We start from the raw sequence: 16,782 nt of genomic DNA, 5'->3' as shown, positions 1-16,782 counted from the left end.
TGCGCACCCACTATCTAAAATCATGTCCCCCTCCTCCCCTACACCGCTTTTTCCCCGTTTCCCATTTGCCCTCACGCCCACTGCACCGTATCCTATCGCCTATATCAGCGTTCACCTCACCCTCATGCTCTCCCGGACAAGGCATGCGAACCACAATTCTCTCCCTCATCTTCTTCCTCTTTCTCTCCCATCTCCTCCACGCCCAGACCTACAAAGTCGGCGACGAAGTCGTCGTCATCAAAAAGGTCAAGCTTCGCTCTAACGGCAAGAATGCCGACACGGTCTCGCCGGGCGCGGTTTTGAGGGTGAAAGACGTCGACAGCAAAAACAACCTCTGGGTCGGCAACGGCGAACCCGGCTGGCTACAACCCGTCAACGTCATTCCTCTAAGCAGCGATGCCATCACTCGCTTCAATGAGTGGATTGCAGCCTCACCTCAGGATGCCAGTCTCTATAACGCTCGCGGTCTCGTCTGGAGCGCCCTCAAGGACAAAGACAAAGCCATCGCCGACTACACCGAAGCCATCCGCCTGAATCCCTCAGGCACTGGCCATTACAACAATCGAGGGATTGCCTATTCCAACAAGAACATGCACGACGAAGCCATCGCCGACTACACCGCAGCGATTAATCTGAACGCCGAATACTCGACGGGTTACTACAACCGCGCCCGTGCCTGGCGTGCCAAGAAAGACTACGAAAAAGCCCTCGCTGATTACAACGTCTCGATTCGCCTCGACCCGGATTCCAACCTTCATCTTCAAGGCCGCGGTTCCCTCCTGCACATGCAAGGAAATTTTGACGCCGCCATCGAAGACTTCTCTGTCTGCGTTCGCATCGACCCCAAGAACGCAGGCGCCTTTCAGGACCGCGGCGAAGCCTACCACGCTAAAGGTGACTTCCGCAAAGCCATCAGCGATTACACCAAAGCCATCAACCTGAACCCCAGGTATGAAACCGCCCTCAAGGCCAGAGGCAATGCCCTCACCGCGATCGGCGTCTACGATCAGGCCCTCACCAACTATGAAAAGGTGCTCGAGATCGACCCCAAAGACGTCATTATCTATCACTACTTCGCGATGACCCACCTCGCCATGCGTGACCCCCTCACCTTTCAAGACTGCGACAAGATCCTCGAAAAGCAGGGCATGACGGGATCACGGTCAGGATACGCCATCATCCTTGGCCACCTCGCCAGCAAACTCATCCCCAAAACAAAACCTAAGCACGACTATCTCGCGATCTCCGCAGGCAAACTCAAAGATACCTGGCCAACCCCCGTCATCGAACACTTCCGCGGCAACCTCACCGAAACCCAACTCCTCGAACTCGTCGACGACGACAACCAAAAACAAACCCAGGCCCGCTGCTTCCTCGCCCTCCTCGCCTTAACCAACAAAGACGAGCAAACCGCCCTCAACCACTTCCAATGGATCCGCGACAACGGCCCCAAAAACATCTACGAATACACCCAAGCCCTCGCCGAACTCAAAACCCTGGAAACCCCATAGCCCCCCTTCTCCCCCCGGGAGAAGGTGCCCGAAGGGCGGATGAGGGCATCGCGCCAGCAACCTCCCGATAAACTCAACAACCAATCGAGGGCAGAACACAGCCCCCAATCCCAACACCCCTTCTCCTCCCCTCCCAAAAGGCGAGCGGGGGGTGTCAACCCCCTGTCCCCTGTGCAACCTGCTGCCCCTAAGCCGTGAGTACGCGCCACCCGTCGCCTTCTCAGCATCTATCTCCCTCGAAGAGGAAGCAAGAGAGCCGCTCCCGATAAGGCGAGAAAAAGGACGACGCAGTAGTCCTTCTCAGGAAACTTTGCTACCGCTTCGCCGACCGATGAGGGTGAGTGCTAATCACTCGTGCGCTCGTGGCAAACCAACCCGCATCACCCACTCCGAGTGCTCCTAACGACAAATCCAAGAGCCTTATACAACAAAACACCACAACTTAGGAAATACGAATATTTCTAGCGTGCCAAGCCGAGACTGTATAAGGATAACTGACAGTTTACGGCTTTGTGAGGTAATTTAGATACGCATAAAGCGGCAGTATATACACCAATAGGTAAGCACAAATAAGTCAATCGAGCAAATATTGAAATAACTTTAATTAATGAATTGGTGAGAATTAAAGCTGTACCTATTGAAAAATGCTTATGAATTGCTATGATGAAATTAATTCTCAAATATGCGTTGGTTCTTTTTAAACCGTGTTAGGAGTGAAAAATTATGGGAGTGGACTGGAAAAAATTACTATCACCACATCGCACGGGACGTACAGATAAAATGGCCTATGCAGATGGAGCTCGAAATGATTTCGAGCGAGATTTTGATAGAATTGCATTTTCCAGTGGCTTTCGTCGCATGCAGGACAAGACGCAAGTCTTTCCCTTGTCTAGTAATGATTTTACAAGAACACGCCTTACGCACAGTATTGAAGTCTCATGTGTTGGGCGAAGTCTGGCTCGTAGAATTGCGGAAACACTAAATCCTGGAACTGAGCACTATTACTCTATTGGAAGTATTGTTGCTGCCGCTTGTCTTTGCCATGACATTGGGAATCCACCTTTTGGTCATTCCGGTGAGCACGCCATACAGACATGGGCAATTGCTAATGTGGGAGAAGCTGGAACCGCAAAAACTTTTCATGTTGATCTTCAGCAGCAGCTCTTCGATCTTTGGTATTTTGAAGGAAATGCTCAAGCGATACGGGTAATCACGCGACGACTGACATCACGGCGACATGGAGGGCTTCAATTAACTGCCGCAACACTTGGCTCGATGATGAAATATCCTTGTTCATCTGTGGTTTTCGAAGAGGAAAAAAACAAAGAAGCAACAAAAGTACAAAACAAGAAATTTGGCTATTTTCATAGCGACTATGATTTTGTGAAGCAGGAGTGCTTCGATAAAATGGAAATGGTAGAGTATGAGAAGGGTGGATATTTTCGGCATCCGTTGGCTTTTGTGGTTGAAGCTGCAGATGATATATGCTATGCAATAATCGATCTCGAAGACTCAATTGACCAAAATCTTATTTCTTGTGACGATGCAATAGGTGTCCTTGTTCCATTAGCGGCTAGGGTTAAGGAGTTTAAAGAAAGTAAGTATAATGGTAGGGACGAAGTTCAGCGGTTGCAGTCATATGCAATCCAAGCTCTAATAGATGAGTGTCACAAGGTATTTTGTGATAATGTCGATGCGATTTTTCAAGGTGATTTTTCCGATAGCCTTCTGAATAAGTCAGATCTATTAGCGTCTTACAGTGCTGTCACCAAAATGGTAAAGAATACTGCCTACTGTAATGACAGGGTTTTGTCTGTTGAGCTAGCTGGATATGAAGTAATATCAGGTCTTTTGAATTATTTTGTCCCTGCTATTATAGAACACAAGAACGAAATTAATGAGAAGAGTCAGCGTACGAGAAAGTTGCTCAGTGTGTTTCCTAGGAAGTATCTTCCTAAAAACTATGGCCTAAAAGACTCTCCGCCTTCTGATTATGATTGCATTCTCGCTGCTACGGATTACATTACTGGTATGACAGACTCTTTTGCAGTGGACATGTACCAGAAGCTTTCAGGTATAAAGTTGCCTGCATGAAATCGAATGATATCTTAATGAGGAATGCTTGGTTGTAACGCCGAAGTGTGCGGCTTTGTAAGATTTGTGAAGGACTTGTTTCCACAGCCCTGCAGACTGTGGAATTTTGATGTGATACTGCTTTTCCTCCCGTCTGATAGTATTACCTTTCAGACAGGTAGTATCCTTCACGTAACATACTTTGCACTTCAAAGTCTACCTTGATAATATTTTCTTCTTGCGACCAATTTACTTTTATCGGCGCTCCCTAGCGTGTGAAGCTTTACTCCCAATCCCCAGATTACACGCTACTCTCGTTCCAGAACTACTGGTCATGAAATTCTCCCACCGCGTTTTTTTCTCCATAGGAGCCTAAAATGCACCTCCTAATCCTCGCCCTCCTCGCCCTCACCACCCTCTCCCTCCAAGCCGCCGCTCCCCCCGCTCCCGCGAAACCCAAACTCAAATCCATCGTCCAAGTCACCGACAACGAACCCAAAACCATCGCCGAGACCCAGATCGCCCGCTGGACCGTCAGTCTCCCCGTCGGCTACACCATTGACTTCGACAAAATGACCATCGATGGCAAAGCCACGTGGACCGGCTTCAACGAAATCGACAACTCCCCCGCCATCGGTGCCCAGATCTACGAACTCGAATTCACCCCCACCGCAAAAGGCAAGGTCACGGTCAAGCTCCCCATCAAATCCTTCAACAACGAAGACCAACCCCAAACCATCACCTTCACCGTCAAATAGCAGGCAATCTCAAACGACCCTCCAGCCACGCGCCCCAAAGCAACCCGGCTTCCCTCACTTCCCCCCTCTCGCCTTTGTGAAACTTGGTGTCCTTCGAGCCTTCGTGGTGCCTCCCCTGTCTCCTCCTTCCAAGAAAATCTGTTTTTCAGACACTCCACTTATTTCTGCCCCACCTCACACCCCTCCCCCCAACCCCGCTCCCCATCACCCCTTACACCCCCTCCTCTCCCCACCCCTCGCCCTAACTTTTTCACACCCCCCTCCCAGCGCAACACTTTCAGGTAAAGTAGAGGGACCAAGTAACGTGCACTCACCCAACCCCTCCATCGTGACATGTAGTCTCCCCCGTCTTCCTAACGCCTAGCGCCTAATACCTAACGCCTATGCCCCCTGAGACCAACCCATGCCTGTGACTCTCCAACCGATAGCCAACTCTGCGGGCTCATCCCCACAGCCGAGGCTGGATCCGGACGCTGGCAAGACGCCGTGACTTCCAAAGGCATGAAATCACTTGCCCAACAGGACGACTCCTGCACGATGCAGCTAGCCGCCCCCAGTAAGCCCCACCTCTTAGCATCATCAGGAGACCGATTCCCTCGACCGCGGCACTGTCCTTCAGCGGTGGACCAACAAAAAAGCAGCCAGTGCCCAGGACGCAACCGCCAGAACAACAGACATCCTTTGTCCGGAAAGTCTGGCAACACAGGCTCCGCTCGGTGGCACAGACATTGCTGTCTGTGTTCCCCAGACAATGGCGTAAGCCAAAAGCCCGTTCGCGTTCCTCCCGATGTGACCACCAACTAGCCAAGCAGTCCAAAAATTGTTCTCAACCTCAGGGCCTTTTCAAACAACAACCACAATGACTCTCTCCGTCCGTCCAACCCCAAGATTTTGACTCTCGTCCCTCACCACTCATAAGATCAACCACAGACCCACAAACGAATCCACAGCAAGAGGCACTCACCATGGCCACCAAAGAAGACCCAGCCAACAACCCAGCCGTCGATCATCAGGTCCGCAAGTTCCTCGCTGCTCTCAACTCCAGCGGCGGCAAGCCGATGGAAACGATGACGCCCCAGGAAGCAAGACAGGTCCTCATCGACGCCCAGAAAGGTACGGACGTCAAACTGCCTGTCTGCAAAGTCGAAGAACGCACCATCAAGCAGGACAACCTGACCATCTCCCTCCACATCGTCCGTCCCGAAAAAGCCAAACCAAACAGCCCTGCCTTCATGTTCTTCCACGGCGGCGGCTGGGTCCTCGGCGACTTCCCCACCCACGAACGCTTCGTCAGAGACCTCGTCTGGCTCTCCGGCTACACCGCCATCTTCGTCAACTACACCCCCTCTCCCGAAGCCAAGTACCCCACTGCGATCAACGAAGCCTACGCCGCCACAAAGTGGGTCTCCGAAAACGGTACCGAGATCGGCGTCGACGGCAGCAACCTCGCCCTCGTCGGCAACAGCGTCGGCGGCAATATGGCCGCGGTCGTCGCGTTGATGTGTAAAGACAAGCAAGGCCCGGCGATCAAATGTCAGATCCTCTTCTGGCCCGTCACCGACGCCAACTTCGAAACCAAGTCCTACGACAAGTTCGACGAAGGCTACTTCCTCACCCGCGACATGATGAAGTGGTTCTGGGACAACTACACCAATGATGTCGCTGTCCGCAAAGAAAAATACGCCTCCCCTCTCCAGGCCAAACTCGACGACCTGATGAACCTCCCCCCCGCCCTCATCCAGACCGCCGGCAACGACGTCCTGAGATCCGAAGGCGAATCCTACGCCCGTAAACTCGACTCAGCAGGCGTCCCCACCACCATCACCCGCTACAGCAACCTCATCCACGACTACGGCCTCCTCAACCCCCTCGCCGAAGTCCCCGCCGTCAAAGTCGCCTTAGATCAAGCCTCCCAATTCCTCAAACACCACTTGGGATAATCTTAAAGCCTTCTCCAGAAGGAGAAGGTGGCGTCGCTTCGACGACGGATGAGGTTTCTCTGCGAATTGAATTCCCGCCCAATACCCTATGAACGACTAGAAGCTAGTTTTTCTTCTCAGGTGGGGTGTAAGGGGCGATTTTCTTGACGCCGGTAATGACGACGTCTTTATAGAAGGTTTTCCATTCTTTCTCAGAGCGAAATCGGGGTTCGTCTTTACGCAGTTTTTGGATGAGTTGCGGGTCGTATTTTTCCGGGTTCTCGGGTAGAGCGTTCCATGTCTCCAGCGTCATCACGGCATCGTCGGCTGGCATGAGTGGAGGAGGTGGCGGAGGTGTTTGGCCGCATCCATTTATGACGAGCAATGTCAGGAGCAAGGCGGTCAACGTCATTATGCGATTCATGGCGGGACACTTGATGAAGAATGATGTCGAAGAAAAGACAGTCGAGCGAACTGGTCGGCACGACTGTCTTGAATGGAGAAGTGAAATTCACAGTTGGTCGGAACGCCGCCCCATTCATATCGTGGCCTGAGCGTTTTCGGAGATTACTGCCAGGCGACAACCTCGCCACCATCCCGTGTTGACAGGTCCTGGTAGAGATCGAAGTTGATGTTCTCGCTCAAAAAGTGAACAGATCCATCAGCCATGACGAATTGTGCTCCGCCTTTGTGTTGGCTGCGGAAGGCACCGTACTTGGTGGCGACAACGGTTGTCTTCTTATCCACGTTGAGTGGGTGAAATGTGCTGCCGTTGGTGTAGATGTAGCCGTACGACCAGACGGCGCCCATCGTGGCTGTTGGGATGTTGTTGGGTGCGAAGTCGGTTTCGCCGAGCATGAATGTGTTGCTCAAGCCATCCGTGACATCTCGCATTCGGGCATAGTCTTTATTTGGACTGGTATTGGGGGCGTTTAGTGCTGCGAGCCGGACGGCGGGGATGGCACCGTCGTTCTTTGGTTCAGGGATGCCATAGTAAGAGTAATAGGCGAACATCTGAGCATCGACAGTCCCGGCACTGAAGATGTAGCTGCATGGAGCACGGTTTTCTGCGCCACCGAGGCTGCCGGTTGGCATGGTCATCGTTGGGCACAGGAGGGTTGGGACGGGGAGTTGTTGGAGAGAGGCGTTGGAGTACCCATCGCCGTCGAGATCTGTTGTATCGTTGCGAGTCTTTTTGGGATCCCAGCGTTGTGCGACGGCGTCTTGCTCAAGAAAGGGCAGGATGGCGATGAAGCCAGTTGGGTAAGTGTTGGTCGGCGTGCGGCTTTCTTGAGCGGCGAGTTGGATTTCGAGTTCATCCATATTCTTCACCGAAGCTGGGAAGTAGTTGTAGGTGTCGTGGAACATGTGCATGGCGAGACCCAGTTGCTTCAGGTTGTTTTTGCAGCTGGAGCGTCGTGCGGCTTCGCGTGCCTGTTGGACGGCGGGGAGGAGAATGGCGACCAGAGTCGCGATAATCGCGATGACAACCAAAAGTTCAATGAGCGTAAAGCCGAGTACTGAGCGGGGGCTTCGTGAGGTGGCCGGAGCAGACTGCATGGAGAAGATCCTTGTGTGAGCGGGCGTAAATCGTCATCAAGCCGGGGCGACGGAGATAAACCGTCGTTGGCTACGTGTTCCCCAAGCCATAAGCAGCGGCGGGAATGACAGACCACGACGCGACACGAAGAAACAGTCTGCGAGTTAAAACAACCAGATGAAAACGGAATGAGAACTGGTCTGGCTGCTGATGTCCGAAACGAGCCGGAGATGTCAGCAGAATGCTCGTGAACCTGCTTGTGTCGTGAAGTCGGTCGTGCGTGACCGCTGTTATGGGTGATAAGCCAAAGCGAGGCTTATCGATTAGCTGGCTGCCCGTATGAACAAGGTTGCTTGCTGTTGAGACTGAATCTCAGTCCCTATCATACATTTGCCTGCAACAAGTGCAAGTCGCACTTTGCGGGAATTTCTGGCATTTTTTGACGGACGGTGAGGGGAAGGATCATCGTAAAACGACAGTGAGGTCGGGGCCGCCTGAACATGCTTGCCCAAAGCTGCAAGCATGGCACGGGGAAATTGGACACAAGACGGAGATTGGGAAGTGGCTCACAAAAAAATCCCCGAGTCTGCCTGTTGGCGGACTCGGGGATTTTGAGGATCAGTCAGGAGAGATCATTCATCAATTACTTGATGAAGAGCATTTCCTGGTACTTCGGCAGTGGCCAGACGTCGTCGGCGACGATGCCTTCGAGCTCGTCAGCACACTGACGGACGGTCAGCATGGCTGGGAGAACTGCGTCGCAGAGGTGCTTGACCTTGGTCTCAAGGTCTTTCTCTTCGGCTTCGTGCAGGGCTTCTTCGAGCTTGCTGACGGCGCCTTGGAGGGACTTGACAAGCGAAGCGACTTCTTCGAGTGGTTCGGCGTCGAACTCGGTGTCGAAGGCACGCAGGTTGGCGTAGGTGCCAGCCAGCTCGTTCAGGTATCGCATACAAGCTGGGAAGATCGAGGTCTTGGCCATGCTGACGGTCAGTTTGGCTTCGACTTCGACGGTCAGGCAGTATTGCTCCTGGTAGATGTGGTAGCGGCTGGACAGCTCGCGTGGCGACAGGACGCTGTACTTGCTGAAGAGTTCTTCAATCGCCTTTTCACCCAGAGCAGGCAGAGCGTCTGCAGTGGTCTTGCGGTTGAGCAGGCCACGGGCAGCAGCTTCGGCGTGCCACTCTTCTGAGTAGCCGTTGCCGTTGAAAATGATGGCGCCGTGCTTGTTGATGATCTCCGTCAGCAGAGTCTGGACGGCTCCGTGCAGCTTGCTGGCGTCGCCGTTGGTGGCGGCTTCCAGTTGGGTGGCACAGAAGTCGAGAGACTCGGCGACGATCGTGTTCATAGCAACCAGTGGACCAGCGATCGACTGGTTGGCACCGACGGCACGGAACTCGAAGCGGTTCCCGGTGAAGGCGAATGGACTCGTACGGTTACGATCGCCAGCATCTTTTGGCAGTGGAGGCAGAACGTCGACGCCGACGGTCAGCGTGCTCTTGGCCAGAGATGACTTGGCTCCGCCCTTCTTGATCTGCTCGAAAACGTCGGTCAGGAGGTCGCCGAGGAAGATCGAGATGATAGCGGGAGGAGCTTCGTTGGCACCGAGGCGGTGGTCGTTACCAGCAGTCGCGACGACGGAACGGAGCAGACCCTGATAGATATGGACTGCGCGAATGACGGCAGCACAGAAGACCAGGAACTGAGCGTTGTCGTGTGGGGTATCGCCTGGGTACAGGAGGTTGCCCTGGCTGCTGCTGCCCATCGACCAGTTGACGTGCTTACCAGACCCGTTGACGCCAGCGAATGGCTTCTCGTGAGTCAGGCAGGCCATGCCGTATTTCTCGGCGATCCGCTTCAGGGTGATCATGACGAGCTGCTGGTGGTCGGTCGCCAGGTTGGCAGACTCGAACAGCGGAGCGATCTCGTATTGGCCTGGAGCAACTTCGTTGTGGCGAGTCTTAACCGGGATGCCCAGCTTGAAGAGTTCGCGATCCACTTCGAGCATGAATGCCAGAACGCGTTCTGGAATCGCACCGAAGTAATGGTCTTCGAACTGCTGACCTTTCGGAGGCTTGGCACCGAAGAGGGTACGGCCTGCGAACAGGAGGTCAGGACGGTTGAAGTAGAAGTTGCGGTCGACCAGGAAGTATTCCTGTTCTGGACCTGCTGTTGAGGCAACGAACGAGGCATCGGTATGGCCGAACAGCTTCAGGATGCGTTGAGCCTGAGTGTTGAGAGCCTGCATCGAGCGGAGAACAGGAGTCTTCTTATCGAGAGCTTCGCCGGTCCACGAGACGAAGGCGGTTGGAATGCAGAGGGTGGTCCCGTTTGGATTTTCCAGGATGTAAGCCGGGCTGGTGACGTCCCAGATGGTGTAGCCGCGAGCTTCGAAGGTCGCACGGATACCACCGGATGGGAAGCTGGAACCGTCTGGCTCGCCCTGGATCAGCTGTCCGCCGCTGAACTCAGTAATGGCGTTGCCTTCGCCGTCTGGAGTGATGAAGCTGTCGTGCTTCTCGGCGGTGGCACCGGTCAGAGGATAGAAGACGTGAGCGTAGTGAGTTGCTCCTTTGCTGATAGCCCAGTCTTTCATGGCGGAGGCGACGACATCAGCAACGGCTGGGTCGAGCTTCTTGCCAGATTCGATGGTGGCGATCAGTGATTTGTAAACAACTTTCGGCAGGCGGGCCTTCATGACCTTCTTGCTGAAGACGTTTGAGCCATAAAGCTCGGAAGCTGAGACTTCTGAGAAGTCGAGAGCTGGGGTGTTGTTCTGATAGCTGGTCACAGCCGCGATGGCTTGTTGACGCGGAGAGCCAAATCCATTTGTCTGCTTCCGTTTGCTAGCATTCGATGCCGCGTCACCATTGAATTTAGACTTCGGCTCAAGTGTTGCGCTCAATGTGAACTCCTCGTCGTGGGAAATTAATGTTGGGTGGTGGTCACGTCAAAAAGTAGACCGCCGTCACGGTAAGCATGTAGCAAAATCTGCACCGGTGAAAACGGCAGAGTCGTCAAATCCGGAGAGTGCATGCATTCTGGACGGTGATTTCCGCAGGAAAATATTCTGACATTTTAGAAAAATATGTGGTTTGCCAAGTGGCGAATGTTGCGCCTGCCTAAAACTTAGGCAGGCCTGCGTATTATTCTGTGCGTAGCAAATTCTGGAACAAATGATCATAAGCTTCGCAATGGTCTTACCAGAGTAGGATGATTTCTTCCTTACTGGCCAAAACAATACAAGTACTCTTGACGCTTACCATTTTCCTGGACGGCGACCCGTGTATAGATCTTGCTGTCGGCAATGACGAGGGAAGCGAAGGACTCGTCTCCGAGTTTGTTTTCTGCGACTTCCTGATAGCTGTCGGGTGAGGCTTTGAAGACCCAGGTCTGGCCGAGTTCGTTGGTGGCATAGATGTTGTCGCCGACGAGGATCGGGGAGGCGGAGACAGGGCCGGCTTTGCGCTGCTTCCACATCTCTTTGCCATCCGAGGCACGCCAGCAGAAGAGGATGCCGTTGTCGGTGAAGGCATAAATGTAGCCGTTGTGAGCGAGCATGGATTGCTCGTAGCATTTCTGAGGGTTCGACCAGAGGACCTGATTGGAGCCATCGGCTTTGACGGCGATGGTCTGGGACTTGGGGTAGCCGCCGGAGGCGAAGATGGTGTCGTCGTTCCAGACGACGGTTCCGCAGGTGGCCATCGTGGTTCCGGGGGTCGACCAGAGTTCCTTGCCGGTGTTGGGATCGTACGAGGAGACTCGTTCACACCCGGAAATGACAAGCTGCTCTTTGCCAGCGACGTTGCAGACGATTGGTGAAGAGAAGCTGAGGAAATTTGGACGCTGGGTTTTCCAGACCTGATCGCCGGTCTTCTGATCGTAGGCGGCGAGGTAGCCACCCTTTTCGTAGTCAGCGGCGATGATGACCGTATTTTTGTAGAGGAGTGACGAAGGGGCGTAGCCGTATTCGTAGACGCGCGGGGCATACGGGCCGGCTTCGATGGACCAGAGAGGTTTGCCGCTGTGATCAAGAGAGGCGAGGGTCAGCAGGTCATCGTGGTGAAAGGTGATGAAGACCTGATCGGGGCTGGCGGCGATGGTGCCGCTGGCGTAAGTGTTTTTCGGGTGGACAGGAGGGAAGCCGCCGCGAGAGATTTCCTTGATCCAGGCCTGTTTGCCGGTCTTGCGGTCGAAAGCGATGACGCCTTGAATCTTGCGGTCTTCGTCCGCAGTCGCGAGAAAAATTTTGTCGCCGACGAGGGTCGGTGTGGAGTGACCGCGGCCGGGGATGGGAGTCTTCCAGAGAACATTGCTTGAAGGGCCGAAGTTGGTCGGCGGTGTCTGGCCTTCGACGGCGATGTTGTTATTGTTCGGGCCGCGCCAGTGTGGCCAATCGGTCTTGGCGAAGTCGGCGGCATGGAGAGAAGCGATCGTGAGAAGAAATGCAAACGTGGACGCAATGGTCGAACGTAGCAGCATGGAGGGACTCCGGGTAGGGGCTGTCGCAAAGAAGGATGTGAAGAGGATATCATGCGGGAGTGGTGGGAACAATATGGGAGGAGAATTGGTGGGATTTCTGCTTCCTTGAAATTCGCAGAGTTCCCTCATCCGTCAGCGAAGCGCTGACACCTTCTCCCCGGGGGAGAAGGATTAAGATGGGTTAAGAATGATGGCGGGATGTCGGTTTGGAAGTGAAGGAGATTGTGATGAGTGGGCGCGTGGTGATTGCGGGGGGATCGGGGTTTTTAGGGACGTCTCTGGCGGTCGCGCTGGAGGAGCGTGGGTATGAGGTGGTGGTGTTGTCGCGTCGAGAGGAAGCAAGACATGTTGGCTGGCGCGTGGTGAAGTGGGATGCGCGGTCGGTGGGGGAGTGGGTGAGGGAGTTAGATGGCGCAGTTGCTCTGGTGAACCTCGCGGGGCGGAGTGTGGATTGTGTGAAGACTCCAGAGAATTGTGATGAGATTTTGAGGTCGCGGGTAGAGTCGACGCGGGTGTTGGGGTTGGCGATGAAAGAACTTGCGAAGCCGCCGTCGGTGTGGGTGCAGATGAGTACGGCTCACATTTATGGTGACCCGCTGGTGGAAGTGTGTGATGAGGAGTCTGCGTATGGTTATGGACTGGCGCCGACAGTGGGGCGGGCCTGGGAAGAAGCATTTCGACAGGCTGTGTTGCCGACGCAGAGATGTGTTGTGTTACGGACGAGTTTTGTGCTGGGGAAAGACCGGGGCGCAGGGAGTGGGGCGATGGATCGTCTCACGTGGATCACGAGGATGGGACTGGGCGGGACGATCGGCTCGGGGCAGCAGGGGATCAGCTGGATTCATGAAGCGGATCTGAATGCGCTGTTCGTCCGCGCGATTGAGAACAAGGGAATGTCGGGGGCGTATATCGCGTCATCGCCCTGCCCTGTTTCGCAGCGGGAGTTTATGAGGGAACTGCGAAAGGCGATGGGGGTGTGGATCGGGCTGCCGGCGCCGGGGTGGCTGGTCAGATTGGGGGCGAAGTTTGTGTTAAAGACGGATCCGGAACTGGCGCTGTATGGGCGGTATGTGGTTTCGAAGCGGTTGCGGGAAGAGGGATTTGAGTTTGGGGTGAGGGAGGTGGGGGATGCGTTGCGGGATGTGGTTTAGAACGTATTTCTATGAAAGGCTCAGGGCACAGCTCGGTTCGCAGAGATCCCTCATCCGACCTCGACTGTTTTGCTTCGCGAATCTGAGGTTCGTCTCGGCCACCTTTCCTGAACGAGACTAACGCCTCGCCCTTCTTCTCGCCTTATCGGCGAGCGGGCTCTTTGCTTACCCGGGGGAGAAGGATCACATGCGAGAAAATCTAAGCGGGGTTGAGGGTTGATTCGGTGTCGGGTTTGGTGATTGTCTGGCGGGGTTTGAGAGTGGCCGGGATTTTGATTTCGTCGGAATCATTGATTGGGTCGGAGGGTTGTTCGAGGTCGAAGGCGGCGGGGGATTGGAAGATTTCGTTGAGGAAGGCGGTGAACTGGCTGATTTGCTGAGCGTCGACGAGGCGGTGGTCGCCGCGCATATACAGGGTGGCGAGGGGGCGTGGGACGACTTTGCCGTCGACGACGGCGGGTTGCATGGAAGTCGGGCCGAGGGTGACACTGGAGAGGGTGCAGGTGGAGGCGAAGAAGCTGGGTTTGTAGGAGATGAGGTTAGTGGAACCGGGGAAGCCGAGATAGTTGACGAGGATTGGGGCTCCGCGGAACTGGCGGTTGATGTCGTTCATCTTCAGGCGTTTAACATTATTGCTGACCCAGATGAGCATACGTAACATGCGCGTCCCGAGCCAGGAGGGAAGTTTATTGAAACGGTCTTCGGAGGCGTTGAATTCGGAGTTGCCTTTGCGTTCGGCTTGTTGTCGTGACCAGAGTTCGTGAGAGAGGTCTGAGTAGGACATCTCGTCGACTTTGCGCATGAGCATGAGTCCGATGCTCTTGCCAGGGCGACGGATGGGGGTGAGGAGATTGCACTCGGTGAATTTGTAGATGCTGCGGCCGAAGAGGCGTCGGTTGAAGTCGGGGAATTTGGCGAGCGCGAGGCTGACAGCGCGATAGAGAATGCAGGTCGGGGTGAGGATGGAATCTGAGTCAAGATTACGCTCGGCAAGATAAGCCTGGATCGCAGTCATGTCGACGTTCGTGCCCCAGATGATGGTGGGGTCGGACGTTTGTGCGGTGGTCTGGAGGTAGAGCTGATTGGTGATCGGAATGTCTCGTGAGGAGACCGGTGATTTTTCGAGAGGTTGTGATGTAAAGAATTGCTCTCGGGGTTGTGCAGTGTTGTTGACGCGGGAGATCATGTTGCTTATCGCCACTTTACGGTTGTCTCTATGTGGGGGCGAATCCGTTCCATCGTTGGCTCCTGGGTGGGATGTGATCCCGATACGGGTGGAAAGTTCTGCAAATTATGAGCCGTTTGTGGAGCTGGGAAGACTGTACAAAATGAGAAAATGGGGATTAGGGGTAGATTGCCTGGTGGTTCTGGACATTGTTGGTAGTTGGTTAGTGCCTATACCCCACCCTCATCCGTCGGCGAAGCGCCGCCACCTTCTCCCCTCAAGGGAAAAGGAACATTTAAGAGAAAGTGGTCATCGTGAAGACTGAATTTGAGAAGATGATTTCGGGAGAGCTTTATGATCCGAATGTGGAAGAACTGCGGGTGTGGTCGACGCGATGTCGGGGGGAGTTGATGAAGTTCAATACCGGGCAGATCGGGCTTGGGGAGCTGACGTCGATGTTCGGGGCTTGCGGTGAGGGAGTCATGATTGTGCCTTCGTTTCACTGCGATTATGGAGGGCAGATCAGGCTGGGGAATCGGGTTTATATGAATGCGGGATGCGTGCTACTGGATTGTGCCCCGATTGAGATTGGGGACGACGTGTTGCTGGCGCCGGGAGTCCAACTGCTGACGGCGACGCATCCGCTAGACTTCGAAACGAGGCGAAGCGGGTTGGAGTATGCCAAGCCGATTCGGATCGGTACCGGGGCCTGGCTGGGTGGTGGCGTGATTGTGCTGCCGGGGGTGACAATTGGCGCACGATCGGTGATTGGGGCAGGTTCGGTCGTGACGAAAGACGTGCCTGAGGACGTGATTGTGGCGGGGAATCCGGGGCGAATTCTGCGGATGAACAGCCGCTAGTTCAAAACTGCATGCAGTAACATGTTAAAAAATTCGGGAAAAATGTTGGTAAGGTTCACAATCGCAGCAGTGGCAGGAGTGACATCTTAGCTGAAATGTGTAATATGTCTGCACAGCCATCACGAATTGGTCTGGATCGCTGCTCCTTCCCTGGGCCGGGGAATGATCCTCATCAAGGCTGTGTATCACCTTCCTGTCTCGCGCTCCCTGTGATCGATTCAAGGACACCGTTATGAACAAGCTAGCCGAGCCCGACAGCGGCAAACGTCTGCTGCTGAAAGACCGTGCATACCAGATGATTAAGCGAGACATTCTGACTGGCAAACTGCCGGCGGGGATGTTTCTTTCCGAGCGACTTCTGGCCAATCACCTCAATATTGGCAAAGCACCGATCCGCGATGCGATTGGTCGTCTGCGACAGGAGAACTATCTCGATGTCGCGCCGCAACAGGGAATCGTGGTCAAAGGTCTGACCGTCAAAACGATGACCGATACGTTTGAGTTGCGAAGCATTCTCGAACCGCAGATTGCGTCGAAACTGGCTGGTCAACTGCCATCGAGTTCGAAGTATGCCCTCGAGAGCAATCTGGCGATGCAGCGTGAATGTGCTGAAGTGAAGGACATCCAGGGGTTCATTGACCTTGATGTCAACTTCCACCTGATTCTGGCGAAAGCGTATGGCAATCAGGAACTGCTGCAGATCATTGACCAGATCTGCGAGAAGACGTATCGCTCGATTTACTCGGCTCCGCGCGGGATGGCTGAGAAACTGACGTTCGCGTTAGCGGATCATGAAGCGATTTATCAGCACCTGATTCAAGGTGAAGCGAAAGCGGCGGAAGAACGGATGGCGAGCCATATTAATGGGACGCGGTCTTTGTTGTTGCCGTGAGTGTCAGTGAGCGAGCCGAGAGTGGGGCGCTTGGCGTACTCTGGGTGGCGATGTGAATAGTTAGCACTGGGGACAGGGGGTTGACACCCCCCGCTCGCCTAAGACATGCGAATCGCTCGTCGAGTTACTCGGCGGGCTTTTTTTATGTAGGGACGTTTGACTGGCAGGAGGTGATCAGGGTGGTGAGGGTGTTGATGGAGCGGAAGTTGGCGGGGCTGATGTTTTCGGGGGGGATCGAGACGTTGTAGGTCGATTCGATGTGGGCCAGGAGGTCCATGATGGTCAGGGATTCGAGGAGGTTGAGTGTCGCGAGGGGGGTGTCGGGGGTGAGTTGGTCGAAGGGACCGTAGGTTTGCTGAATGTAGTTGGTGAGGGATGGGGTGATGTTGTTGCGGTCGGTCATGGGGGGCCTTCTTGGATGTATCCGGCGGCTG

13 protein-coding genes are annotated in these 16,782 nt (G+C 54.4%); 7 read left to right on the top strand and 6 right to left on the bottom strand.

The features are described 5' to 3' along the window. Positions 1–143 precede the first annotated feature (143 nt). From SH248x_RS08425 to SH248x_RS08410, 4 genes are all read left to right on the top strand, one after another. Positions 144–1,511 carry a tetratricopeptide repeat protein gene (locus SH248x_RS08425; RefSeq protein ID WP_459558088.1) on the top strand — a complete coding sequence of 456 codons (1,368 nt, stop codon included), beginning with the start codon at positions 144–146 and terminating at the stop codon, positions 1,509–1,511. A gap of 723 nt (positions 1,512–2,234) precedes the next feature. Then, positions 2,235–3,605 (top strand): dGTP triphosphohydrolase, encoded by a 1,371-nt coding sequence (gene dgt, locus SH248x_RS08420; protein ID WP_459558087.1) that lies wholly within the window; start codon positions 2,235–2,237, stop codon positions 3,603–3,605. Positions 3,606–3,961: 356 nt separating this feature from the next. Next, positions 3,962–4,342 (top strand): hypothetical protein, encoded by a 381-nt coding sequence (locus SH248x_RS08415; protein WP_459558086.1) that lies wholly within the window; start codon positions 3,962–3,964, stop codon positions 4,340–4,342. 965 nt (positions 4,343–5,307) lie between these two features. Then, positions 5,308–6,282 carry an alpha/beta hydrolase gene (locus tag SH248x_RS08410; RefSeq protein ID WP_459558085.1) on the top strand — a complete coding sequence of 325 codons (975 nt, stop codon included), beginning with the start codon at positions 5,308–5,310 and terminating at the stop codon, positions 6,280–6,282. 103 nt (positions 6,283–6,385) lie between these two features. Here the strand turns inward: SH248x_RS08410 and SH248x_RS08405 are convergent, their stop codons facing one another. The 4 genes from SH248x_RS08405 to SH248x_RS08390 form a co-directional block, all read right to left on the bottom strand. Then, positions 6,386–6,673 carry a hypothetical protein gene (locus tag SH248x_RS08405; RefSeq protein ID WP_459558084.1) on the bottom strand — a complete coding sequence of 96 codons (288 nt, stop codon included), beginning with the start codon at positions 6,671–6,673 and terminating at the stop codon, positions 6,386–6,388. Between the two features lie 155 nt (positions 6,674–6,828). Continuing rightward, entirely contained in the window at positions 6,829–7,821 is a 993-nt protein-coding gene (locus SH248x_RS08400; protein ID WP_459558083.1) for a DUF1559 family PulG-like putative transporter, read from the bottom strand. 623 nt (positions 7,822–8,444) lie between these two features. Beyond that, positions 8,445–10,703, bottom strand: coding sequence for a glutamine synthetase III family protein (locus SH248x_RS08395; RefSeq protein ID WP_459558082.1), 2,259 nt, complete (start codon positions 10,701–10,703; stop codon positions 8,445–8,447). A 320-nt stretch (positions 10,704–11,023) separates the two neighbouring features. Further along, positions 11,024–12,280 carry a PQQ-binding-like beta-propeller repeat protein gene (locus tag SH248x_RS08390; protein WP_459558081.1) on the bottom strand — a complete coding sequence of 419 codons (1,257 nt, stop codon included), beginning with the start codon at positions 12,278–12,280 and terminating at the stop codon, positions 11,024–11,026. Between the two features lie 227 nt (positions 12,281–12,507). Between SH248x_RS08390 and SH248x_RS08385 the strand changes: the two genes are divergently transcribed. Further along, the gene (locus SH248x_RS08385) at positions 12,508–13,431 is read left to right on the top strand and encodes an epimerase (protein WP_459558080.1); all 924 of its coding nucleotides are present in this window, start codon (positions 12,508–12,510) and stop codon (positions 13,429–13,431) included. Positions 13,432–13,630: 199 nt separating this feature from the next. Here the strand turns inward: SH248x_RS08385 and SH248x_RS08380 are convergent, their stop codons facing one another. Then, positions 13,631–14,617 carry a 2-oxo acid dehydrogenase subunit E2 gene (locus tag SH248x_RS08380; RefSeq protein ID WP_459558079.1) on the bottom strand — a complete coding sequence of 329 codons (987 nt, stop codon included), beginning with the start codon at positions 14,615–14,617 and terminating at the stop codon, positions 13,631–13,633. 293 nt (positions 14,618–14,910) lie between these two features. On the opposite strand from SH248x_RS08380, the gene SH248x_RS08375 reads away from it, so the two are divergent. Both SH248x_RS08375 and SH248x_RS08370 read left to right on the top strand, forming a co-directional pair. Continuing rightward, positions 14,911–15,456: a sugar O-acetyltransferase gene (locus tag SH248x_RS08375; protein WP_459558078.1), complete on the top strand. Its 546-nt coding sequence runs from the start codon at positions 14,911–14,913 to the stop codon at positions 15,454–15,456. 232 nt (positions 15,457–15,688) lie between these two features. Next, positions 15,689–16,348: a GntR family transcriptional regulator gene (locus tag SH248x_RS08370; protein WP_459558077.1), complete on the top strand. Its 660-nt coding sequence runs from the start codon at positions 15,689–15,691 to the stop codon at positions 16,346–16,348. A 142-nt stretch (positions 16,349–16,490) separates the two neighbouring features. Here SH248x_RS08370 and SH248x_RS08365 read toward each other — a convergent pair whose 3' ends face one another. Beyond that, complete coding sequence (locus SH248x_RS08365; RefSeq protein ID WP_459558076.1) at positions 16,491–16,751, bottom strand: acyl carrier protein; 261 nt, start codon at positions 16,749–16,751, stop codon at positions 16,491–16,493. Positions 16,752–16,782 lie beyond the last annotated feature (31 nt).

It is taken from the genome of Lacunimicrobium album (assembly GCF_052161635.1).
Lineage (GTDB): Bacteria > Planctomycetota > Planctomycetia > Planctomycetales > Planctomycetaceae > SXPC01.
The sequence above is the reverse complement of the archived record's forward strand: the minus strand, read 5'-3'. Positions and strand labels throughout refer to the sequence as shown.